Origin of the sequence: Pseudomonas cichorii, assembly GCF_015471405.1 — a bacterium.
Classification (GTDB): domain Bacteria; phylum Pseudomonadota; class Gammaproteobacteria; order Pseudomonadales; family Pseudomonadaceae; genus Aquipseudomonas; species Aquipseudomonas serbiensis.
Genome location: NZ_BLVZ01000003.1, coordinates 255,728 through 277,540, shown reverse-complemented (window position 1 = coordinate 277,540; position 21,813 = coordinate 255,728). Strand labels below are relative to the sequence as shown.

Sequence of the window (21,813 nt, the reverse complement as noted above, 5' to 3'; positions counted from 1 at the left end):
GGTGACTGTTATGACCAATATGACTGTGCGTCTTAGCACAATGATGTTCCTGCAGTTCTTTATCTGGGGAGGATGGTTCGTCACTCTGGGTACTTTTCTCTCCACCAGCCTGGATGCCAGCGGCAGCCAGGTCGGGATGGCATTTTCTACACAATCATGGGGCGCGATTATCGCGCCCTTTGTCATCGGCCTGATCGCCGACCGCTATTTCAACGCAGAACGTATCCTTGCCGTGCTGCACCTGCTGGGCGCGGTGTTGTTGTATCAACTGTATCGTGCGCCTGACTTCAGCCAGTTCTATCCGTACCTGCTGGGCTACATGATCATTTACATGCCGACCCTGGCCCTGGTGAACTCGGTGGCGTTCCGGCAGATGAAAGACCCGGCACTGGAATTTGCCCGTATCCGCGTCTGGGGAACCATCGGCTGGATCGTGGCTGGCGTGGTGATCAGCTTTGTATTTGCCTGGGACTCCCAGGCCGCCATTTCGTCCGGTGCTCTGCGTAGCACCTTCCTGATGTCATCCATTGCGTCTCTTGTACTGGGGCTCTACAGCTTTACCTTGCCAGGTACGCCCTCGCAGAAGTCCGACTCGCGCCGTGACGGTTTCAGGCAGTTGCTCGGGCTTGATGCCTTGGGTCTGTTGAAGGACCGCAGTTATCTGGTGTTCTTTATCGCTTCGATCCTGATCTGCATTCCGCTGGCTTTTTATTACCAGAACGCCAATACGTTTCTGGCGGAAATCGGTGTGGCCAACCCCACGGCGAAAATGGCTGTGGGTCAGGTTTCCGAAGTGGTGTTCATGCTGCTGTTGCCGCTCTTCATTCACCGCTTCGGTATCAAGATTGCCTTGTTGGTGGGGATGCTGGCCTGGGCGTTGCGTTATCTGCTCTTCGCTTACGGCAATAATGGCGACCTGGCTTTCATGCTCTTCGCGGGCATCGCCTTGCATGGCATCTGTTATGACTTCTTCTTTGTCTCGGGCCAGATCTATACCGACGCCAAAGCCTCGGAACGCTTCAGAAGTTCTGCCCAAGGGCTTATTACCCTGGCCACCTACGGCGTGGGAATGCTGATCGGCTTCTGGGTTGCCGGGCATGTCTCCGATTATTACGCAGGCCCCGAGGGGCATCTATGGCGCAGCATCTGGTTATTCCCTGCGACCTTTTCACTCGGTGTCGTGCTGGTCTTTCTGCTGGCGTTTCGCGATTCGCGACCTGCCGGTATTGCGCTTTCCAAGTCGTGAATATACCAATAACCAATAAAGGAAGTTGCCATGGGTTTCATGAAGTCTGCCGCACTGTCTGCACTATTTATCGGGGTCGTATCTGGAGGAAGCGCAGCGATGGCTGCGCCGCCTTCAAGTGCAACCAGCCCGATTGCCCTGCAAATGTATACGCTGCGCAATGCCGGTACGCTTGAGCAGCAATTGGCGATGGCAAAAAGTGCAGGCTTTCGCTCGGTCGAGGTCGTGGGTAACCAGGGTGTTACAGCCAATGAACTCAAGTTTCTGCTGGATAAGTATCAGTTGAACGTGGTCTCTTCCCACGAACAGCTGGCAACCTTGCGCAACAATCTTCCGGCCACCATTGCTTTCAATCAGACCATTGGCAACAAGGTTCTGGTGCTGCCCTGGCTTGATCCGGCCGACCGGCCAGTCGATGCAGCAGGTTGGCGCAAGCTGGGTGGGGAGCTGGATCGTCTGGGTGCCAGGCTGCGCGAGTACGGCATGAAGCTGGCATACCATAACCACGACTTTGAAATGAAAAAGTACCAGGGCAAAACCGCCTTTGAGTGGCTGGTCAGTTCTACAAGGCCCGAGAACCTTTTGCTTGAAGTCGATGTGGCCTGGATTTATCGCGGCGGCCACGATCCGGCCCGTTTTATCAGACAATATGCCGGTCGACTGTTTGCCATCCATGCCAAGGACAACTCCGGAATCGGAGTGCGTGACGACGAAATGAACTTCGCACCCTTGGGTGAAGGGTTGTTGAGCTGGAAAGAAATCATTCCCGCTTATGAGCGCACCGATAGACCTCTCTATATCGTCGAACATGATCTGCCAAAGGACCCGGCAGCGATCATCACGACCGCAAGACAAAACCTGCTTGCCGAGTTGGCTGCTGAGCGGGCTTCCAGCAAGTGAAGGTATAAAACCGGGGCGGAGTCTGTGGGCGACAGGCTCCGTCGCAACAATGTCATTGACGTAAATAGTGTTGTGGCTGTTTGAAAAATGATGTCGCCCGGCTCTCAAGAAGCGTCATGGCACGTCGATATGTTAGGTGGTTGTCTGACAACGCTGCTGCAAAACTGCCTTTCAAAATATAAGAGTCCTCGCCATGAACTTACGCAAATTGACTATCGCTCGCCGTGCGGGCCTGGGTTTTACCCTGATTTCCCTGCTGGTTGCGTTGTTGGGTTGGTTCGCTCTGGTACAGATGTCTGCGATTCGCCAAAGCGAGATTGCGGTTGAGACCAATTGGCTGCCTAGCATGCGCGTAGTCAACGACATTCGTGAAACCATGCTGCGTATTCGTACGATTTCCCTGCGTATGGCTCTGGACCCGGACCCGAAGAATATTCCTACCTATCGCAGTCAGATGGACGTGCGTAATCAGGATCTGGCCAAGAAGCTCGATATCCTCGACAAGTTTGTCGATACCCCGGAAGAAAAGGCCCTCGCCGACCAGTTCCGCGTCAGCCTGGCTGAATATCAGAAAGCCCTGGAGCGCTCATTTGTGCTCGCTGGCCAGAATGACAGCGCCGGCTTGAACAAGCTGCTGCTGGTCGATATGAAAACCATTGTCGATGGCTCGGGCAAACAACTGAGCGACATGGGTGAGTTCTACAACCAGAAGGTCGATGCCGAAGGCAAGGCCGCCGAGATTCAATATGACCAGTCACGCAATATCGTGATTGCGTTCGTGATCCTTGCCGCTCTGGGCACTATTGGTCTGGCTCTGTTGCTGACCCGCAGTATCGTCAGGCCGCTGGAGAGTGCAGTGTCTGCCGCCGAACATGTGGCCAAGGGTGATCTGACCCATGACATCGTGGTTGATGGCAGCGATGAAGTCACTCGCCTGCTGCGTGCGCTGGAGCAGATGCAAGCCAACCTGCGTCTGGCCATGCGCAATATCAGCAGCTCCGCCACTCAGTTGGCATCCGCTGCTACCGAACTCAACTCGGTCACTGAAGACAGCTATCGCGGCCTGAATCAACAGAACGCCGAGATCGATCAGGCTGCCACGGCCATCAACGAAATGACCTCGGCTGTCGAAGAAGTGGCACGCAACGCAGTGTCCACCTCCGATGCTTCCAACCATTCCAGTACCTCGGCCAAGGCCGGACAGGCGCGGGTGATCGAGACCGTCCAGTCGATCCAGACCCTGACCACCAACGTGCAGGCCACTTCGGCACTGGTCCAGAACCTGGCCGATCAATCCCAGGACATCGGCAAGGTGCTGGATGTGATCCGCTCCATCGCCGAACAGACCAACCTGCTGGCGCTCAACGCGGCCATCGAAGCTGCGCGGGCCGGTGAGTCCGGTCGTGGTTTCGCGGTGGTGGCTGATGAGGTGCGGGCACTGGCTCATCGTACCCAGCAGTCGACCCTGGAAATCGACACCATGGTCAGCGCCATGCGTAATGGTTCGGCACAGGCCCTGGAGTCGATGATGACCAGCCGCGACCGTGCAGATTCCACGCTGTCGCTGGCTCAAGGTGCGGGTGAGTCCCTGAGCGAAATCACTTCGTCGATCAATCAGATCTCCGAACGCAACCTGGTGATCGCCAGCGCTGCTGAAGAACAGGCCCAGGTGGCCCGTGAAGTGGACCGCAATATTGTCAATATCCGCGACCTGTCCATGCAGTCGACTCAGGGCGCGAACCAGATCAGCGCCTCCAGCCATGAGCTGTCGCGCCTGGCTGCCGACCTGAATCAGGTCGTGTCCAACTTCAAGGTCTGAAGCAGAACCTTTACAGGTCCGCTTGCCGCTGACCGACCGTGGCGCGCATGATTGCCCACGGTCGGAAAGACCACCGGTAAATTTCTTATCGTTGGAGGCGGCATCGCGTCATGGACAATAACAACTACAACTTCAGCAGTTGGCTGCTTTCGCAACGTCATCATCAATGGCTGGCGCAGGAAGGTACTCGCCTGCTGACCTTCGCCAAGGCCTCGAAGCTGGAAAACGGCTTCGGCAGCCTTGATGGCTATGGTCGGCTTATGGTCGGCGCCACGGCCCAGACCATGAACACCGCCCGCATGACCCACAGTTTCGCCATGGCCCACGTTCAGGGTATTCCCGGCTGCGCTGCGCTGGTGGATCATGGCATCGCAGCCCTCAGCGGCCCCTTGCGTGATGCCGAGCACGGCGGCTGGTTCAGCGCTGCGCTGGAAGAGGGCGGCAAGACGGACAAACAGGCGTACCTGCATGCCTTTGTCGCTCTGGCTGCCAGCTCGGCGGTGGTGGCGGGGCGCGAGGGCGCACAAGCGCTGCTGTCCGATGCGATCCAGGTTATCAAGACCCGTTTCTGGAGCGACGAAGAAGGTGCCATGCGCGAGTCCTTTGCCCGGGACTGGCAGAGCGAAGAAGCCTATCGTGGCGCCAACAGCAATATGCACAGTACTGAAGCCTTTCTGGCCCTGGCGGACGTCACCGGTGACGTGCAATGGCTTGATCGTGCGCTGAGTATCGTCGAGCGCATCATCCACCAGCATGCAGCGACCAATGGCTTCACGGTCGTCGAGCATTTCAGCCAGTCCTGGCAGCCTTTGCCCGACTACAACCGCGACAATCCCGCAGACGGTTTCCGGCCTTTCGGCACCACGCCGGGGCATGCCTTCGAGTGGGCGCGTCTGGTCCTGCATCTGGAGGCCGCACTCAAGCGCGCAGGCCGTGCGACACCGGACTGGCTGCTGAGCGATGCCCGCCAGTTGTTTGCCAATGCCTGTCAACATGGCTGGGATGTCGATGGCGCGCCGGGCATTGTCTACACCCTGGACTGGGAAAACCGCCCGGTCGTGCGTCATCGTCTGCACTGGACTCATTGCGAAGCGGCGGCCGCAGCTGCCGCGTTGCTGCAACGCACCGGCGAAAAACACTACGAGGATTGGTACCGCCGCTTCTGGGAGTTCAACGAAACCCTGTTCATCGACCATGAACACGGTAGCTGGCGTCATGAACTCAACGAACAGAATGTGCCCAGCGCGGACATCTGGCCGGGCAAGCCGGACCTGTATCACGCCTATCAGGCCACTCTGCTGCCGGTATTGCCCCTGGCGCCAAGCCTGGCCAGTGCGCTGTCGGGTATGGACTGACCGGCGTCAGTGCGCCGGCAGACGCTTGTCGGTCAGGCGGATGATCTGGCGGGCCAGGAAACTGCCGGTCAGGATCACCCCGAACAGGCGCAGGGTCTGCATCGCCAGTACAAAGCCAACGTCGGCGTGGGTGTCGATGGCAATGATCGCCATCGCATCCAGGCCGCCGGGGCTGGTGGCCAGGTAGACCGAGAGGTAGTCCTTGCCCAGCATTGCTGCAATCAACCAGGCTGAAAGGGCGCACAGCACGATCAGCAGCATCGAGGCGAAGATCATCATTGGCAGGCGTCGCCAGACGTAGCTGATGGTGTCTCGGTCAAAGCGCAAGCCGATGTAGCAACCAATGGCGCCATACCCCATGGCCAGCAGCCAGGTGGGTATGGTGATCTGCAGCAGGCCGCTCAATTGCAGGGCACCGCCGAGCACCAGCGGCACCAGCAAGGCGCCGGCCGGCATTCTAGAACCCAGCAGCACACCGATCACGATGACCCCGAGGCTCAGCCCAAGGTCCAGAAGATTCATGCTTTGCAGCGCGACTTCGCTACTGTGCAGATCGGCGCCGCTGTCAGGCGCGCCCATGAAGCGGCTGACCAGTGACCCGACCACCACGACACACACGACGCGCACATATTGCATGGTGGCGACCACCCGTGAGTCGGCGCCATAGTCTTCGGACATGGCCACCATCGCCGATGCCGCGCCCGGCGAGGTTCCCCAGGCGGCCGTGTTGCTGGGGATGCCGGCAAAGCGCACCAGCACCAGCCCGACCACTGCGCTGAGTATGACGGTCAGGAGCGTGGCGAATAACATCACATGCCAGGACTGCATGGCGGTGATCAGCACGCCCATGGTCATGGCATGGGCGATCAACACACCCACCGCGCCCTGGCCCAGCTGGAAGAGCTTTTTATTCATGCGAATGGTTGCGCCTGAGACGCCGAAGCCAATGGCTACCAGCATCGGCCCCAGAAACAGTGCTGCGGGAACATTCAGGAATTTGAGGAGTTGCCCGAAGGTGCCTGCAATCAGCAGCAGGCTTGCCCATTGGGCCAGAGGAGACAGCGTGGATAACGACAGGCTTGAAGCACGTGGCAAGGAGGTTCTCCCAGACTTTGGCTGGCCGGTCAGGAGCTGATCGGACAGGGAGAGTATCGACACTCTAATCAATCAAGTCTATTTTCTAATAATCATGAATTGATAACTTTGGTTGATAGATATGGACCTGCGGGACCTCACTTATTTCGACACCATCGCCGAACTGGGCCATCTGGGCCGCGCTGCCGAAAAGCTCAATCGCAGCCAGCCAGCACTGACCAAAAGCATCCAGCGCCTTGAGGAGTCTTTTGGTACACGGCTGTTCCAGCGTGACGGGCGACGCATCAAGCTGACGCCGGTCGGCGAACTGTTGCAGGCCCGTGGCAAGGAGTTGCAGCAGAGCATTGCCCAGACCCAGCGCGAGGTCCGGGATTTCGCCAGTGGCATGGTCGGTAATATCCGCGTGGGGTGTGCCGCTACCATGGCCGAATACCTGATGCCCAAACTGACATCGGCCCTGCTGCAACGGGCACCGGACGTGACCTTCAAGCTGGTGGTCGGACAGGATGACCTGCTCAGTGAATCCCTGCGTTCGGGGCAACTGGACATGATTATCTGCTCGTTGATTCCTGATGACGAACAGGTCACCAGTTTCCCGATTCTCAAGGACGAGGCGGTGGTCATTGCCAGCGAGCATCACCCGATTTTCAAGGCGCCCATGCAGATGAGCGACTTGACGGCCTATCGCTGGGTGTTGCCGCCCATAGGCGTGTCCTCGCGCAAATGGCTGGATGCAACCTTTGCTGCCCATGGTTTGCCGCTGCCTGTGGTGCAGATCGAGGCGAATTCGATTTCCCTGCTGCCGGGGCTGATTGCCCAAAGCAACCTGCTGAGTTTTATTGCCCGGGAATCGCTGGAGTTTGGCAAGAACATGCAGCATCTTCGCGAAGTGCGCCTGGAACAGACCACGATGAAACGCACCATCGGCGTGACGATGCGCAGAGGGGGGTATCTGTCTCCGGCGGCCCAGAGCATGTTGCAGATGTTGCGTGATAACGGAGGCGATTTTGTGAGCTGGGCCTGAGGTTTTGCGCTTTTATCCGCGGCTGCGTTAGCCTGTGGTTATGCAGATGCGTAGGACGTGTCTGATTTCATGAGATAAAACAGGAGCCCGACAGCGATGCAGACATTTTCACATTCACCGGACCTCTCTCTGTTTCCCCGTCCGGCACAGCATTTTGGCGGTGACCAGTCGCCTTTGAACGATGCCGATGCCGATGAAGACAATGACCCGGAAGGGTATCTGGACCTGGATATCCTGGGCCTTGATGATTTTGTCGATGCCGACAAGCTTGATCCGACGATCACGGGCGATATCGGATCAGCGACATTGGGGTGAGCCTGATTTTACCTACTCTGATTCGCAATCCGTGAGAGGGGCCGTGGCCGCGACAGCATGTGTGAAGATACTGAAAATGTGTTGCCTGTCAGCAGGCCGTCGCGGCCAAGGCCCCTCCCACAAGTGACATGCCTACCTTGACTGATCGGCATTACGCCTACTGTGCCAGATACCGGGCCAATGCTTCGACGCCTGACTCCGCACTCGGGCTGTTTCCCGCCCAGGTGCAGGCGAGCATCAGGTTGCGGGGCAGGTTGAAGTCTTCCACGATAAAACCCTGGCTGTCGAAGCCGTTTTCATCGTGAGGCACCAGTTCGAGCAAGGATGCCACAGGCTCGAAATATCCCCAGACCGGCTTGTTCAGCGCCACCGCCATGCCGACCTCGAAAGCGGTGCCGGAGTCGGGTTCCAGGCCGCGAAAGACATTGAGGTTGGCGAGCACCGCCGTGCAGCGCTGGATCATTGCGATGTTCATTGTGCAGATCAGTTGCGCCGTGTCGTGAGGGGAGAGGCCGGATGGCACTTCATTGTCGAACGGGTACAGGCCCTCAAGGCCGTGGCTGGCACACAAGGCTTTCAGATAGCGGCCATGTTCGATGGCGTCCTGGCGGAACACATCAAAACCTGCGAGGTAAACCAGCGGCGCTTGCATATCTGCTCCTTTGTCAAAAAAGTCGATCTTACGGCCCGCAGGCCTTTTCCCGAAATGCACCATTTATCGGCCAAGGGGAAAACCGGTGGATTCATGGCTGGAATCTGTACGGATAACCAGTATCCTTGGCCGCCTGTCCCTGCCGTATGTGACCGTATCCTTGAGCACTTCACCTCTCGACAATCCGTTTTATTACCTGGAAAACTTTCGTCAGGTACTTGGCTGGATCGTTCAGCGTTACGACGATTTGCTCGATGAGCAGGAGCGCCGGTTCATCAGTGATTTTTCCGGGCTGCCGACTCCCGCTCAGGGGTTGCTGGTGCGTATGGTCATGCGCAAGGGGACGCTGTTCCGGGCCAGCAAACTGAACTATGACGAGATTGGCGACACCCGCGAAGCCGCGTCGCCACTGCTGGCGCTGGGTTGGGTCGACTCACGTCCGGCCCTGGACCTGGAAGCGTTGTTTCAACTGCTGCGCAAGGACGAGCTGAGCCAGTGTTTCAAGGCCCATGCGGTCAAAGGCCCGGAGCGCAAGGCAGAGTGGTTTGCGCGCCTGCAGGCTGTGTATGACGTCGCCCAGCCTCTGGATCAATGGCACCCGGATCTGGACGATCAGGTATTCGGGCTGACGGTGATGCCGCTGTGTGATCGCTTGCGCCTGCTGTACTTCGGCAACCTGTATCAGGAATGGTCGGAGTTCGTGCTGGCGGATCTGGGAATCTATCGCTACGAAAAGGTTGAGTTTTCGCCGGACTCACGAGCCATCAGCGAACGGGTGGACATAGACGTCTGCCTCCAGTTGCATGCCTGTCGGGAAGCGCTGGGGCAGGGCGTGGAGCTGGCGTTGCTGGCTGAACAGGCGATAGCCATCGAGACACGCAACCCGTGGCTGCAAAGACGCTGCGCCAGGCTGTTGTTCCATATCGGGCAGCAGGCCGAGCGTTTACAGGAGTGGCCGCTGGCACTGGAAGTCTATCGCCAGTGCGATTACCCCGGTGCGCGTTCGCGACAGATTCGGGTCCTGGAACTGAGTGCCGAATACGCCCGGGCCATGGAATTGCTTGAACAGGCAAGGGCCGTTCCGCAGAACGATGCCGAGCTTCAGCATCTGCAACGCATTCTGCCGCGTTTGCAGCGCAAGCTGGGGCTGGCGGTCGAGAAGCGTGCAGCCGCTCGCAGCGTGTCACGTCTGGATCTGAGCGTGGTGCCGGTGCCGGGTCTGAGTGTCGAGTTCCTGATCCGCGAGCATCTGGCAGAAGAGGGCAGCGAGGTGCATTACGTCGAGAATGCGCTGATCAACTCATTGTTCGGCCTGTTGTGCTGGCCTGCGATATTCGAGCCGTTGCCTGGGGCGTTTTTCCATCCGTTTCACAGTGCTCCCAGTGATCTGCTCAGCCCGGATTTCTACCAGCGTCGTGCCGCACTGTTTGACGAGTGTCTGGCCCAACTGGAAACAGGTGCCTATCAGGCGACGATTCGTGAGCACTTCCAGAGCAAATCCGGCCTGCAATCGCCTTTCGTGTTCTGGAACGTTCTGACCCCTGAACTGCTGGAACAGGCGCTGCATTGTCTGCCTGCCGAGCATCTTGGCCACTGGTTTCGTCGACTGCTGCAAGACATCAAGGCCAATCGCACCGGTATGCCGGACCTGATTCAGTTTTTCCCCGAACAGCGTCGTTATCGCATGATCGAGGTCAAGGGGCCTGGCGACCGGCTACAGGACAACCAACTGCGCTGGCTGGATTTCTGTGCCGAGCATGGCATGCCTGTAGAAGTCTGTTACGTGCAGTGGGCACCCGATCAACTGGACTGATCTCAGTGATCCGAGGGTTTTTTATCATTGGCGGTACTGCTGTCGTTATCGCCGTTCGAGCCCTGAGTGCTGTCGCTGCCCATCCCGTTGGTTTGCTCCGGGTCAGGGACCCTGCCGTCTGCTTCGGGGCTGCTGCCGTCGGTGTTGTCTTCCTGATCGCTTTTCAGCTCCATGGCCGGGCTGTCCGGGTCATTGCCTTCTGGATGGGTAGGGCCGGTCGATCCTGCCCATGCACCTGCGCTCATACCTGCCAGTAAGGCCGCAATGCCCAAAGCCGCTATTCGGTTGCCGATCATGATGTGAGTCTCCAATGTTGGGTCGTTACCTGTCATTGGTCTGGCTTGGGAAAAGATAGGTGCGACGCTTCCGACCGATGGGCGGATCAAGACCTTGTCGCTATAAAAAACCATCTCCTGCCTGACATTGGTTCTAAAAAGACGTGCTTTCTTACAATTAAAAAACAGAGATGGCTCTGCGCCATCCTGATGAGATGGCAGATTGATACTCTTCGGGATTCAGGAGGATACCCCTGTAAATACGAGGCTTTGCCGGTTTTTTATTGTGGGTGGGCGTAGGAGATCGACTACAAAAAACGCTCATTTCTGACACGAGTCGACTGATTGTCATTAAACAGCAACATTTCAGGTTTTAAATCCGCCTCGGGCTTCCTTAAGTGGACCACCACATTTTCTCCTGGACTGAGGTATTACCGTGATACTGCTGACTAAAAAACGCTTGTCGCTTCTGATCGCTTCGTTGTGCCTGAGTGGTGCTGCACATGCGACTGATGTCACTGGCGCTGGTTCGAGTTTCGTCTTCCCGGTTATTTCAAAGTGGTCCCAGGACTACAGCAAGGATTCTCCAAACCGCATCAACTATCAGTCGATCGGTTCGGGTGGCGGTATCGCCCAGATCAAGGCAGCAACCGTTGACTTCGGCGCATCCGATGCCCCTATGTCGGCAGCAGACCTGGAGGCCGCTGGCCTGGGTCAGTTCCCTAGCGTGATCGGTGGCATCGTGCCAATCGTCAACGTTGAAGGTGTTGAAAGCGGCGAGCTGAAACTGGACGGCGAGACGCTGGCCAAGATCTTCATGGGTGCTGTAAAGACTTGGGACGACGAGGCTATCAAGGCTCTGAACCCAGGCGTGACCCTGCCTAAAACCAACATCACCGTGGTTCACCGTTCCGACGGCTCGGGCACTTCCTACAACTTCACCAACTACCTGAGCAAAGTCAGCCCGGAGTGGAACGAGAAGCTGCAGTTCGGTTCCACCGTCAAGTGGCCGGTGGGTGTGGGTGGCAAGGGTAACGAAGGTGTTTCTGCCTACGTCAAGCAGATCAAGGGTTCTATCGGCTACGTAGAGTATTCCTACGCGGCTACCAACAAACTGGCCTACACCCAGCTGAAAAACGCTGCTGGCAAGTTTGTAACTCCGACTTCCAAGACCTTCGCCGCTGCTGCTGACACCGCAGACTGGGCAAGCGCCAAGGACTTCGGTCTGATCATGACCAACGCTCCGGGCGACGAAGCATGGCCGATCACCGCAACCACCTGGATCATCATGTACAAGAAGGCCAAGAACGAAGAGAAAAGTGCAGCCACTTTCGACTTCTTCAAGTGGTCTCTGGAAAATGGCCAGAAACAAGCAGAAGCACTGGATTACGTCGCTCTGCCGAAATCGTTGGTTGAGCGTGTAGAAGGCTACTGGAAAACCGAATTCACCAAGTAAGTGATTCAAGCCTGTAGCTCACCCCTGTCATTGGCCGCGATATCGGTTCGATGACAGGGGCTTTTTCTTGCGAGTGGACTCAACATGACTGAAAACACCCAATACCTGTCCGCTAACGTCTCTGATATCGACTCCGAAGGAGAGAGACGCGCCAAGCGGGATCATCGACATGACGCATGGTTCAGACGTTCGCTGCAAGGCGCGGCCATGCTGGTGCTTGCGCTGCTGGGCTGTATTGCCCTGTCGACCTTGTGGGGCGGTGCTCTGGCATTCGAGACCTTTGGTTTTGGTTTTCTGACCAGTGCCGAGTGGGACGTGAACAACGGCAAGTTTGGTGCCCTGGTTCCGATCTACGGTACGTTGGTTACTTCTTTCCTGGCTTTGCTGATCGCCGTTCCGGTGAGTTTCGGCATCGCTATCTTCCTGACGGAAGTCGCGCCGCCCTGGTTGCGGATGCCGATTGCTTCGGCCATCGAGTTGTTGGCCGGCATCCCTTCGATCATTTATGGCATGTGGGGGCTGTTCGTGTTCGGCCCGTTCATGGCTGAACACCTGTCGCCGTGGATCAACGAAAACCTGGGCGGCCTGCCATTTATCGGCACCCTGTTCCAGGGGCCGCCACTGGGTATCGGCATGCTGACTGCCGGTATCGTGCTGGCGATCATGATCACGCCGTTCATTACCTCGGTGATGCAGGAAGTTTTCCGCACCGTTCCGACGACCCTCAAAGAGTCTGCCTATGCGCTGGGGGGCACGACCTGGGAAGTGGTCTGGGACATCGTTCTGCCTTACACCCGTTCGGCGGTGGTTGGCGGTGTATTCCTGGGGCTTGGCCGTGCATTGGGTGAAACCATGGCGGTGACCTTCGTTCTGGGTAACGCCCACCAGTTCTCCGCGTCCCTGATGATGCCAAGCAGCTCCATCGCTTCGGTAATCGCCAACGAGTTCAACGAAGCCTACACCGACCTTCACCGTTCGGCGCTCATTGCTCTGGGCTTCCTGCTGTTTGTGGTTACTTTCATCGTGCTTGCCCTTGCACGTCTGATGTTGTCGCGTCTTTCGCGTAAGGAGGGGTTATGAGTAAGGCCGTAACCGGTAACGAGAGCCTGTACAGGGTTCGCGATATCAAGAACAAGATCGCAATGGTGCTCAGTTGTGGCGCCACTGCATTTGGTCTGCTGTGGCTGGTGTGGATTCTGCTGACCACCATCATCAAGGGCATCGATGCCCTGAACCTGCAACTGTTCTCCGGCATGACCCCGCCGCCGGGTGTCGAAGGCGGTCTGGCCAACGCCTTCTACGGCAGCTTGCTGATGTCCGGCATCGGTCTGTTGATCGGTACGCCTATCGGCCTGATGGCCGGTATCTGGCTGGCCGAGTTCGCCCGCTACTCGAAGCTGGGTAACGCCGTACGCTTCATCAACGACATTCTGCTGTCGGCTCCGTCGATTGTGCTGGGCCTGTTCGTGTACACCGTGGTCGTGCTGCCGCTCAATCAGCTCACGGGTCAGCAGGTAGGTTTCTCGGCGATTGCCGGTGCCCTGGCCCTGGCCCTGCTGGTCATTCCGGTTGTGGTGCGTACCACCGATGAAATGATGCAACTGCAACCTTCGACCATGCGTGAAGCTGCGCTGGCCCTGGGTGTGCCGCAATGGAAGCTGACCCTGCAAATCGTCCTGCGTGCCGCCAAGGCGGGCGTGGTAACGGGCGTTCTGCTGGCGCTGGCTCGTATCACGGGCGAAACCGCGCCGCTGCTGTTCACTGCTTTCGGCAACCAGTTCTGGAGCAGCGATCTGCTCAAGCCAATTGCCAGCGTTCCGGTGGTGGTCTTCCAGTACGCCATGAGCCCGTTTGAAGACTGGCACTCCCTGGCATGGGCCGGTGCATTGGTCATGACGCTCTTCGTTCTGATACTGAGTCTGCTTTCTCGCTTAATTCTTCTGCGCAATAGGGCGTCCTGATGAACAACCTTTCCCTTGCCAACGAAAAAACCAAGATTCAAGTGCGCGGTCTGGAGTTTTTCTACAACGACCAGAAGTCACTGAAATCCATCGACATGATGATTCCTGAAAAGCGCATCACGTCGATCATCGGCCCGTCCGGCTGCGGTAAGTCCACCCTGCTGCGCGTGTTCAACCGTATCTACTCGATGTACCCGAAACAGGAAGCGCGCGGCGAAGTGCTGCTCAATGGCGAAAATATCCTGGCGCCGGGCTATTCGATGAACCGTCTGCGCAGTCAGGTGGGGATGGTGTTCCAGAAGCCGGTGCCGTTCCCGATGTCGATCTTCGAGAACATTGCCTACGCTATTCGCCACCACGAAAAGCTGTCGCGTCGTGAAATGGAAGATCGCGTCGAGCAGGCCCTGCGTGGCGCCGCGTTGTGGGATGAAGTGAAGGACAAGCTCAAGAACAGCGCGACCAGCCTGTCCGGCGGTCAGCAACAGCGTCTGTGTATCGCGCGTACCATCGCACTGCGTCCTCAGGTCCTGCTGCTCGATGAGCCGACCTCGGCACTGGACCCGATCTCCACCGGGCGTATCGAGCAGTTGATCACCGAGCTGAAAGAGCAGTTCACCGTGATCATCGTGACCCACAACATGCAGCAAGCGGCCCGTTGCTCGGACTACACCGCGTTCATGTTCATGGGTGAGCTGATCGAACATGGCGATACCGACACCATCTTCACCAAGCCTTCCAAGACCCAGACCGAAGACTACATCACGGGTCGCTTTGGCTGATTCCCGCCAGGGTGGGCGCCGTCCGGTGCTCGCCCATGAATTCCTCGATCCGGCTGCGCAACCAGCGTTCTGCCGGATCGTTGTCCATCACGCTCAGCCATGTCATCGACAGATCCAGCCCCGGTGTACTGAACGGCAAGGGTTCATCGTGCAATAACCCCAGCGCACTCATGGCACTGGCCGTGAAGTCGGAGAGACCGGCAATCAGGTCGGTTCCGGCCATCAGCGCGGGCAGGGTAGTGAAGCGCGGCACGGACAGCACCACCTTGCGTTTGCGACCCAGAGCCGTCAGCCATTCATCGGCAAAGCTGCTGACGTTCGCCGCATGCGACACCACTACATGCGGGCGTGAGCAGTATTCATCCAGCGTCATGGGCGTTGATGACTTGTCGGCCCTTACCACGCGAGGCTGCACATTGCGCAACGGCTTGCGCTTGGCATTGGCTGGCAGGTCGCGGGTCAGGCAGATGCCCACGGTAATCTCGCCGGACATCAGCACTTCCGAGATATTCAGGTAGTCGACGTGCTTGACGACCAGCACCACGCCAGGTGCTTCCTTGCGGATTGCCTGTAGCAAGGCTGGCAACAGACCAAACTCCACATCATCCGACATGCCGATGCGGAAGGTCATGGTGCTGGCCGCTGGGTTGAATTCACTGGCCAGGCTCAGCGCCGCAGACATGGCATCCAGTGCCGGGGTCAGGTGTCTGAGAATTTCATGGGCGCGAGCGGTGGGTTCCATGCGATGGCCGACCCGGATGAACAGCGGGTCGTTGAGCAGGTTGCGCAACCGGTTGAGGGCTGCACTGATGGTCGGCTGACCAAGAAACAGTTTTTCGGCAGCGCGGGTCACATTGCGCTCTTGCATCAATGTCTCGAAAACCACCATCAGGTTGATGTCTGCCTTGCGCAGCTCATTGCGATTCATGGTTATTCCTTTGCACCAGGCCAGGTTGTACTTATAAAGGATGGCGACAGTCTATATGACTCGGCATTAACACTATGAAATGTCTGTCCGCGTGACAGGAGCAAATCTGTAGGCCAGCATGCTGCCTTCCCGCATGTTCACGCTCCATTTCCTACAGGAGGTTCTTTATGCGCGCTGTAAAGATCGCAGGTTTTCTCATGACACTTGCGTTGCCGGGTGCCGTGTTTGCCGAAACACCCAGCTATGGCCAGCAACTCGAAGGGTTCACCTATCCCCATACCCTGCATAAATTCAACTTCCAGTCCCAAGGGCAAGCACTGGAAATGGGCTATATGGATGTCGCGCCCACTGGCAAGGCCAACGGCCGCACGGCGGTGTTGATGCATGGCAAGAACTTCTGCGCCGCCACCTGGGAAGACAGCATCAAGGCATTGAGCGCCGCAGGTTATCGCGTCGTGGTGCCTGATCAGATCGGCTTCTGCACGTCCACCAAGCCTGGCTACTACCAATACAGTTTTCAGCAATTGGCAACCAATACCCAGGCCTTGCTGACCAGCCTGAAGATCGACAAGGTTTCGGTGATAGGCCATTCCACTGGCGGCATGCTGGCTACACGTTTTGCGCTGATGTATCCGCAACAGACCGAAAAACTGGTGATGGTCAACCCGATTGGCCTGGAAGACTGGAAAGCTCTGGGCGTGCCCTATCGCAGTATCGATCAATGGTATGAGCGTGAGTTGAAGGTGACTGCCGAAGGGATTCGCAATTACGAACAGAAGACGTATTACGACGGGCGCTGGAAGCCTGAGTACGACAAGTGGGTCGATATGCTGGCCGGTCTGAACAAGGGGCCGGGCCAGAAAGCGGTTGCCTGGAACTCGGCGCTGATCTACGACATGATTTTCACTCAGCCAGTGTTCTACGAATTCCCTAAACTCAAGGTGCCGACCGTGCTGATGATCGGCGATGCAGACACCACCGCCATTGGCAGCGATATCGCGCCACCGGAGGTCAAGGCCCGGATCGGCAATTACAAGGTATTGGGCAAGCAGGTTACCGAGATGATTCCGGGCGCCACACTTGTGGAGTTCAAAGGCCTGGGGCATGCACCGCAGATGGAAGATCCGGTCATGTTCAACAAGGCACTGGTTTCAGGTTTGCTCCTGAAATAGTCTTCGCGAATGAATTCGCTCCTACGCAAACCAGGCAGGAGCGAATTTATTCGCGAATAATGGGAATCAAGACAGCAATTGTGAAAACGCCTTGTCTGCTTCCAGCACAGGAGGCAGGCCGTTGAAGAGGGCGTCCAGGTCGATGCCTTCCATCAGCGGGCCGCTTGCTGCCTTCTGGGCTTCAGGCGTGGCGCCGCCACCGGTTTCCAGTGCGTCGGAAATCACGATGGCCTGAGCCACGATGCGTGGTAACGGGGCGTTGTCCGGTGCCTGGACCGGGTTGGCCTGATAGGCAATCGCCTGTTTGATGACGTGGGGCAAATGCCAGCGGTTGGCAAGCTCTGCGCCCACTTCCGGATAACCGAAACCCAGTTGCAGCGTTTCGATGGCTGCACGCCCCGGTGCTCCTGTGCGAGCGGCATTATTGATGCGCTCGGCCACTTGTGGCGCTCCAGTCTGGATCAGCAGTTCGCCAATGTTATGCATGACCCCGCAGGTGAAGGCGATTTCAGGATCTGCACCGGTCTGCTTGGCCAGCATCCGGCAGATCCCCGCCACCTGAAAGCTCTTGAGCCAGAAAGCCTTGAGGTCAAAACTCGGACCGGCCTTGAAAGCTCCCGTCACTGCCGAGGCCATCACCAGCGTGCGCAGGGTATTGAAGCCCAGACGCATGGCCGCGTCTTCGATACTGGATGACTCCCGGGAGCCGCGAAACCGTGCAGAGTTGGCCAGACGAAGTACCTTTGCGGCAATCACCGGGTCCTTTTCGATATTGCGGGCGATGCTTTCCAGGTTGGAGGAGGGGTTATCGAACTGCAGCATCAGGTCCTGGGCCACTTTGGGAATGCTGGGCAGGCTGTGCAAATCGTCAAACAGTTTTTCAAGAGTCATCGATGGCATCCTCGTACGTCGGATGATTCAACGATAGTCAGTTTTTTCCCCTCTGCACGTTTCCCGGCGCATTGTGAGAGGTGCATCTCAGCTCTGGCATCCGAAGCAAATCATCCGATGTATTGTCGACGCGATGGCAGGCCTTGCAAAAAGTATTGCAAAGTTTATGGGGCGTTTATGCCTCAAGTAATGGATATCCGTTTAAAAAATATGTGTACCTGAAAGCCTGATCATGAAGTCAGGATTGTTCGACACTTTATTGACGTCATACAACACGCTTTTAAATACGAAATATTGTCAGCCAGGTTTATTTAAATAAAGCGCCCAAATTGTCATGAAAAATGCTTGTGTGTATGATATTAAATCGCTCTGTTTTCGGGGCGAGCCGTTGCTGAAAGCTTTCCAGATTGTACGTACCTACTGACTAACAGCGGTTTTTGTCAATCCCCCTGGTTCGTAAAAAACGACACAGTTGTCAGGCTTTTCTGGTGATCGCTATATCTCCGTTTTGGTTTTTGCATGGAAGTATCCCTCATGATGAAAAGTTTAGGTTTCAGCAAGAAAATTCTGCTGGCTGCCGCGTTGATTGTGGTTGTCGCGTTTAGTGCGTTTATTGTCATAAACGACTATCGACAGCGCCAAACTTTGAAATCCAATGTCTTGTCCGAATTGCAGCAGTTAGGCAGCCTGACGACACAAAACATTCAGACCTGGCTGGAGAGCCGTTCGCATCTGCTGCAATCGATGGGTCAGCAGATTTCCGCCGATGGCAAGACGCTGCCTCAATTGCAGCGGGCAATCGGTTTGCAGGCGTACAGCGAGAACTTTCAGCTCAGCTATTTCGGCAGCACCGAAGGCGTCATGTTTTCCATTCCTGCCGGCAACCGCGCCGCCGATTACGATCCGCGCGCCCGTGGCTGGTACAAGGCCGCACAGAATGCTCCTGGCGTCATCGTTACCGAACCCTACATTGCCGCTTCCTCGGGCAAGCTGGTAGTCACCCTGGCGACTCCGGTCAAGATCCAGAACCAGTTTGCAGGTGTTGCGGGGGCGGACATTTCCCTGGACAGCATCAGCAAGACCATCAACTCCCTTAATTTCGGCGGGCATGGCTATGCGTTCATTGTCAGCGCCGATGGCAAGATCCTGATTCATCCGGACAGCAAGCTGGTCCTCAAGAACATCAGCGAAGCCTATCCGACCAATACGCCAAAGGTCGTGGCCGGGGCCAGCGAGATCGAGTCCGGCGGCAAGTCCGAGATCATTTCCTTCACGCCGGTTCAAGGCATCGCAACAGCGAACTGGTATGTTGCCCTGGTGCTGGACCAGGATGCGGCCTACGCGATGCTGAGCGAGTTCCGCACTTCGGCGATCACCGCCATGGGCGTGGTCGTGCTGGTGATCATCCTGCTGCTGGGCCTGCTGATTCGTGTGCTGATGCAGCCGCTGCATCAGATGGGCCGCGCCATGCGTGACATTGCGGACGGTGAAGGCGATCTGACCAAGCGACTGGCCATTACCTCTCAGGATGAGTTCGGTGAGCTGGCGCAATCCTTCAACCACTTCGTCGAGCGTATCCACACATCGATTCGCGAAGTGGCTTCCACTGCCGGGCAACTGGGTGAAGTGGCAACGCGAGTGGTCAAGGCTTCCAACTCATCCATGACCAACTCCGATCAGCAATCCAACCGTACCGAAAGTGTTGCTGCCGCGATCAACCAACTGGGCGCAGCCGCCCATGAAATCGCCCAGAACGCTGCCCGTACTTCGCAGCAGTCCAGCGATGCCAGCGATCTGGCCGGTGAAGGCCAGAGCGTCGTGCAGCAAACCATTGCGGCGATGAACGAACTGTCCGGCAAGATCAGCGAGTCGTGCGTCAACATCGAGAGCCTCAATGGCAAGACCGCCAATATCGGGCAGATTCTCGAAGTGATCACCAGCATTTCCCAGCAGACCAACCTGCTGGCGCTCAACGCTGCCATCGAAGCGGCTCGCGCAGGTGAAGCGGGCCGTGGCTTTGCGGTGGTAGCCGATGAAGTCCGCAACCTGGCGCACAGGACTCAGGATTCTGCCCAGCAAGTGCAGACCATGATCGAAGAGCTGCAGGTCGGTGCCCGCGAGGCGGTGGCGAACATGACCGAAAGCCAGCGTCAGAGCGAGGACAGCGTGAGCATTGCCAACCGTGCTGGCGAGCGTCTGGGCAGCGTTACTCGACGTATCGATGAAATCAACGGCATGAACCAGTCGGTCGCGACCGCAACCGAAGAGCAGACCGCCGTTGTGGAATCGATCAACGTCGATATCACGCATATCAACACCCTCAACCAGCAGGGCGTCGATAACCTCCGGTTGACCCTGGATGCCTGCAACCTGCTGGAAGAGCAGGCGGCTCGCCTACAGCAACTGGTCGGCAGCTTCCGCATCTGATCGGGTAAAAGAAGCTACTGAAACTCCCCTTGAACGATTATCATCCGGCCAGTCTTTTACTGGCCGTGGTGTGAATCGCTCACCACGGCCTGCCGTTACCCGCAAAGTCTGGCGAGGGTGTTTTGATGGTGGGCAGGTTGATCTATCTCATCGGGCCGTCCGGCTCAGGCAAGGACAGCCTGCTGGATGCCGCACGGGAAACATTGACCCGCAACGGTTGCCGGATCGTGCGGCGGGTCATCACCCGTTCTGCCGAAGCTGTTGGCGAGGCGGCTCAGGCCGTCAGCGTCGAGCAGTTCGAGAGCATGCGTGAGCAGGGCGCCTTCGCCTTGAGCTGGCAGGCCAATGGTCTGCATTACGGCATTCCCAAAGAGATAGAGCAGTGGCTGCTTGAAGGGCATAACGTGCTTATCAACGGTTCAAGAGCTCATCTGCAACAGGCGCAAGTGCGTTACCCGAATCTGCTGGCGGTGTTGTTGACCGTCGATCAGCAGGTCTTGCGTCAGCGTCTGCTGTTACGAGGACGTGAATCAGTCCCGGAAATCGAGGCAAGGCTGGAGCGCAATGCTGCCTTTGCCGTGAATGTACTGGCCAGTAACCCTTCCGTGTTCCTGCTGGATAACTCCGGCGACCTGCAACAGACCGTCAGCAACCTCATCCGCTACATCGACAGCCAGCGCGAACCCGCCTGACCGAACCACCGGTCCAGTAGGGCACACCTATACAAGGCTGTGCCCTTATTCAGGTCTAGTCTCAATTCCCACACCTTCGATGCGTCGATTGCGTATTACGTCGCTCGAATGTCGTCCTTGTTCCTGTCACTGCTGCATAACATGAGGATTGATGTTTATGAGCCTGTTGAAAGTCAAAGATGGCACCGAGATCTATTACAAGGATTGGGGCACCGGGCAACCGATAGTGTTTTCCCATGGCTGGCCGCTGGATGCCGACGCCTGGGATGCCCAGATGAACTTCCTGGGCCGCCTCGGCTATCGCGTCATTGCCCACGATCGGCGTGGCCATGGCCGTTCAAGCCAGCCTTGGGACGGTAATGAAATGGACACCTACGCCGACGATCTGGCCGAACTGTTCGAGGCGCTGGACCTGACGGACGCTATTCTTGTCGGCCACTCCACAGGCGGCGGTGAAGTCGCCCGCTATATTGGCCGCCACGGTACGGAGCGGGTTGCCAAGGCTGTGCTGATTGGTGCTGTGCCGCCGATCATGCTCAAGACGGAGGCCAATCCCGAGGGCCTGCCCATTGAGGTATTCGATGGAATCCGCGAGGGTGTGACGGCCAATCGTTCGCAATTCTTCAAGGATCTTGCGACACCGTTCTATGGTTTCAACCGCGAGGGTGCTGATGTTTCACAAGGAACCATCGATACGTTCTGGGCAATTGGCATGCTGGGTTCGATCAAGGGCCAACTGGATTGCATCAAGGCGTTTTCCGAAACCGATTTCACCGAAGACCTGAAGAAATTCGATGTTCCTACCTTGATCCTGCATGGCGATGACGACCAGATCGTACCCATTTCCGCTTCTGCCATCAAAAGCGCAGAGCTGGTCCGAGGTTCGGTGCTGAAAATCATCCCCGGTGCTTCCCATGGCATGTGTACGACATTGATCGATGAGATCAACGGCTATCTGCTGGATTTCATCAAGCAGTCATGATTGCTGTCGCGGCCAAGGCCCCTCCCACAGA

General features: G+C 57.2%; 20 protein-coding genes and 2 pseudogenes. 17 read left to right on the top strand and 5 right to left on the bottom strand.

Going from position 1 to position 21,813, the window contains the following annotated elements; all coding sequences use genetic code 11:
* The first annotated feature begins 10 nt into the window (after nt 1-10).
* The 5 genes and pseudogenes from JL015_RS05210 (at nt 11) to JL015_RS05195 (ending at nt 5,320) form a co-directional block, all read left to right on the top strand.
* Nucleotides 11-1,246 (top strand): MFS transporter, encoded by a 1,236-nt coding sequence (locus JL015_RS05210; RefSeq protein WP_201017706.1) that lies wholly within the window; start codon nt 11-13, stop codon nt 1,244-1,246.
* Between the two features lie 30 nt (nt 1,247-1,276).
* Nucleotides 1,277-2,146, top strand: coding sequence for a sugar phosphate isomerase/epimerase family protein (locus tag JL015_RS05205; RefSeq protein WP_201017705.1), 870 nt, complete (start codon nt 1,277-1,279; stop codon nt 2,144-2,146).
* Between the two features lie 193 nt (nt 2,147-2,339).
* Nucleotides 2,340-3,107 (top strand): annotated as a pseudogene (locus tag JL015_RS28225) (MCP four helix bundle domain-containing protein); the annotation flags it as partial.
* Nucleotides 3,102-3,965, top strand: coding sequence for a methyl-accepting chemotaxis protein (locus JL015_RS28220; protein WP_445177099.1), 864 nt, complete (start codon nt 3,102-3,104; stop codon nt 3,963-3,965). The pseudogene JL015_RS28225 and the gene JL015_RS28220, both read left to right, overlap by 6 nt.
* Before the next feature lie 110 nt (nt 3,966-4,075).
* Nucleotides 4,076-5,320: a D-mannose isomerase gene (locus tag JL015_RS05195; protein WP_201017704.1), complete on the top strand. Its 1,245-nt coding sequence runs from the start codon at nt 4,076-4,078 to the stop codon at nt 5,318-5,320.
* A 6-nt stretch (nt 5,321-5,326) separates the two neighbouring features.
* Here JL015_RS05195 and JL015_RS05190 read toward each other — a convergent pair whose 3' ends face one another.
* Nucleotides 5,327-6,415: an AbrB family transcriptional regulator gene (locus tag JL015_RS05190; RefSeq protein ID WP_201017703.1), complete on the bottom strand. Its 1,089-nt coding sequence runs from the start codon at nt 6,413-6,415 to the stop codon at nt 5,327-5,329.
* 121 nt (nt 6,416-6,536) lie between these two features.
* On the opposite strand from JL015_RS05190, the gene JL015_RS05185 reads away from it, so the two are divergent.
* The gene (locus JL015_RS05185) at nt 6,537-7,439 is read left to right on the top strand and encodes a LysR family transcriptional regulator (protein WP_201017702.1); all 903 of its coding nucleotides are present in this window, start codon (nt 6,537-6,539) and stop codon (nt 7,437-7,439) included.
* Nucleotides 7,440-7,535: 96 nt separating this feature from the next.
* On the top strand, nt 7,536-7,754 hold the full coding sequence (locus JL015_RS05180; protein WP_201017701.1) for a hypothetical protein: 219 nt from the start codon (nt 7,536-7,538) through the stop codon (nt 7,752-7,754).
* A gap of 157 nt (nt 7,755-7,911) precedes the next feature.
* Here the strand turns inward: JL015_RS05180 and JL015_RS05175 are convergent, their stop codons facing one another.
* Nucleotides 7,912-8,406 carry a nucleoside 2-deoxyribosyltransferase gene (locus JL015_RS05175; protein WP_201017700.1) on the bottom strand — a complete coding sequence of 165 codons (495 nt, stop codon included), beginning with the start codon at nt 8,404-8,406 and terminating at the stop codon, nt 7,912-7,914.
* Between the two features lie 160 nt (nt 8,407-8,566).
* Between JL015_RS05175 and JL015_RS05170 the strand changes: the two genes are divergently transcribed.
* The gene (locus tag JL015_RS05170; protein WP_201017812.1) at nt 8,567-10,219 is read left to right on the top strand and encodes a VRR-NUC domain-containing protein; all 1,653 of its coding nucleotides are present in this window, start codon (nt 8,567-8,569) and stop codon (nt 10,217-10,219) included.
* A gap of 2 nt (nt 10,220-10,221) precedes the next feature.
* Here the strand turns inward: JL015_RS05170 and JL015_RS05165 are convergent, their stop codons facing one another.
* Nucleotides 10,222-10,515: a hypothetical protein gene (locus tag JL015_RS05165; RefSeq protein ID WP_201017699.1), complete on the bottom strand. Its 294-nt coding sequence runs from the start codon at nt 10,513-10,515 to the stop codon at nt 10,222-10,224.
* Between the two features lie 415 nt (nt 10,516-10,930).
* Between JL015_RS05165 and pstS the strand changes: the two genes are divergently transcribed.
* The 4 genes from pstS (at nt 10,931) to pstB (ending at nt 14,690) form a co-directional block, all read left to right on the top strand.
* Complete coding sequence (gene pstS, locus JL015_RS05160; RefSeq protein ID WP_201017698.1) at nt 10,931-11,950, top strand: phosphate ABC transporter substrate-binding protein PstS; 1,020 nt, start codon at nt 10,931-10,933, stop codon at nt 11,948-11,950.
* A gap of 84 nt (nt 11,951-12,034) precedes the next feature.
* A complete protein-coding gene (gene pstC, locus JL015_RS05155; protein WP_201017697.1) occupies nt 12,035-13,030 on the top strand; it encodes a phosphate ABC transporter permease subunit PstC in 996 nt (331 codons plus the stop codon).
* A complete protein-coding gene (gene pstA / locus JL015_RS05150; protein ID WP_201017696.1) occupies nt 13,027-13,911 on the top strand; it encodes a phosphate ABC transporter permease PstA in 885 nt (294 codons plus the stop codon). The genes pstC and pstA overlap by 4 nt, the downstream gene beginning before the upstream one ends.
* Nucleotides 13,911-14,690: a phosphate ABC transporter ATP-binding protein PstB gene (gene pstB / locus JL015_RS05145; protein WP_025259634.1), complete on the top strand. Its 780-nt coding sequence runs from the start codon at nt 13,911-13,913 to the stop codon at nt 14,688-14,690. Before pstA ends, pstB begins: the two co-directional genes overlap by 1 nt.
* Here pstB and JL015_RS05140 read toward each other — a convergent pair.
* A complete protein-coding gene (locus JL015_RS05140) occupies nt 14,671-15,618 on the bottom strand; it encodes a LysR family transcriptional regulator (protein ID WP_201003064.1) in 948 nt (315 codons plus the stop codon). The two genes, pstB and JL015_RS05140, sit on opposite strands and share 20 nt — an antisense overlap.
* Before the next feature lie 167 nt (nt 15,619-15,785).
* On the opposite strand from JL015_RS05140, the gene JL015_RS05135 reads away from it, so the two are divergent.
* Nucleotides 15,786-16,790 carry an alpha/beta fold hydrolase gene (locus tag JL015_RS05135; protein ID WP_201017695.1) on the top strand — a complete coding sequence of 335 codons (1,005 nt, stop codon included), beginning with the start codon at nt 15,786-15,788 and terminating at the stop codon, nt 16,788-16,790.
* A 66-nt stretch (nt 16,791-16,856) separates the two neighbouring features.
* Here JL015_RS05135 and JL015_RS05130 read toward each other — a convergent pair whose 3' ends face one another.
* Nucleotides 16,857-17,690, bottom strand: coding sequence for an HDOD domain-containing protein (locus JL015_RS05130; protein WP_201003060.1), 834 nt, complete (start codon nt 17,688-17,690; stop codon nt 16,857-16,859).
* Nucleotides 17,691-18,200: 510 nt separating this feature from the next.
* Here JL015_RS05130 and JL015_RS28005 point away from each other — a divergent pair.
* The 4 genes and pseudogenes from JL015_RS28005 to JL015_RS05115 all read left to right on the top strand — a co-directional run.
* A pseudogene (locus tag JL015_RS28005) lies at nt 18,201-19,250 on the top strand (HAMP domain-containing protein); the annotation flags it as partial.
* A 93-nt stretch (nt 19,251-19,343) separates the two neighbouring features.
* On the top strand, nt 19,344-20,108 hold the full coding sequence (locus JL015_RS28000; RefSeq protein WP_374063376.1) for a methyl-accepting chemotaxis protein: 765 nt from the start codon (nt 19,344-19,346) through the stop codon (nt 20,106-20,108).
* Between the two features lie 125 nt (nt 20,109-20,233).
* Nucleotides 20,234-20,800, top strand: a complete 567-nt coding sequence (gene phnN / locus JL015_RS05120) for a phosphonate metabolism protein/1,5-bisphosphokinase (PRPP-forming) PhnN (RefSeq protein WP_201003056.1) — start codon at nt 20,234-20,236, stop codon at nt 20,798-20,800.
* Nucleotides 20,801-20,957: 157 nt separating this feature from the next.
* Nucleotides 20,958-21,782 carry an alpha/beta fold hydrolase gene (locus JL015_RS05115; protein ID WP_201017693.1) on the top strand — a complete coding sequence of 275 codons (825 nt, stop codon included), beginning with the start codon at nt 20,958-20,960 and terminating at the stop codon, nt 21,780-21,782.
* Nucleotides 21,783-21,813: the final 31 nt, after the last annotated feature.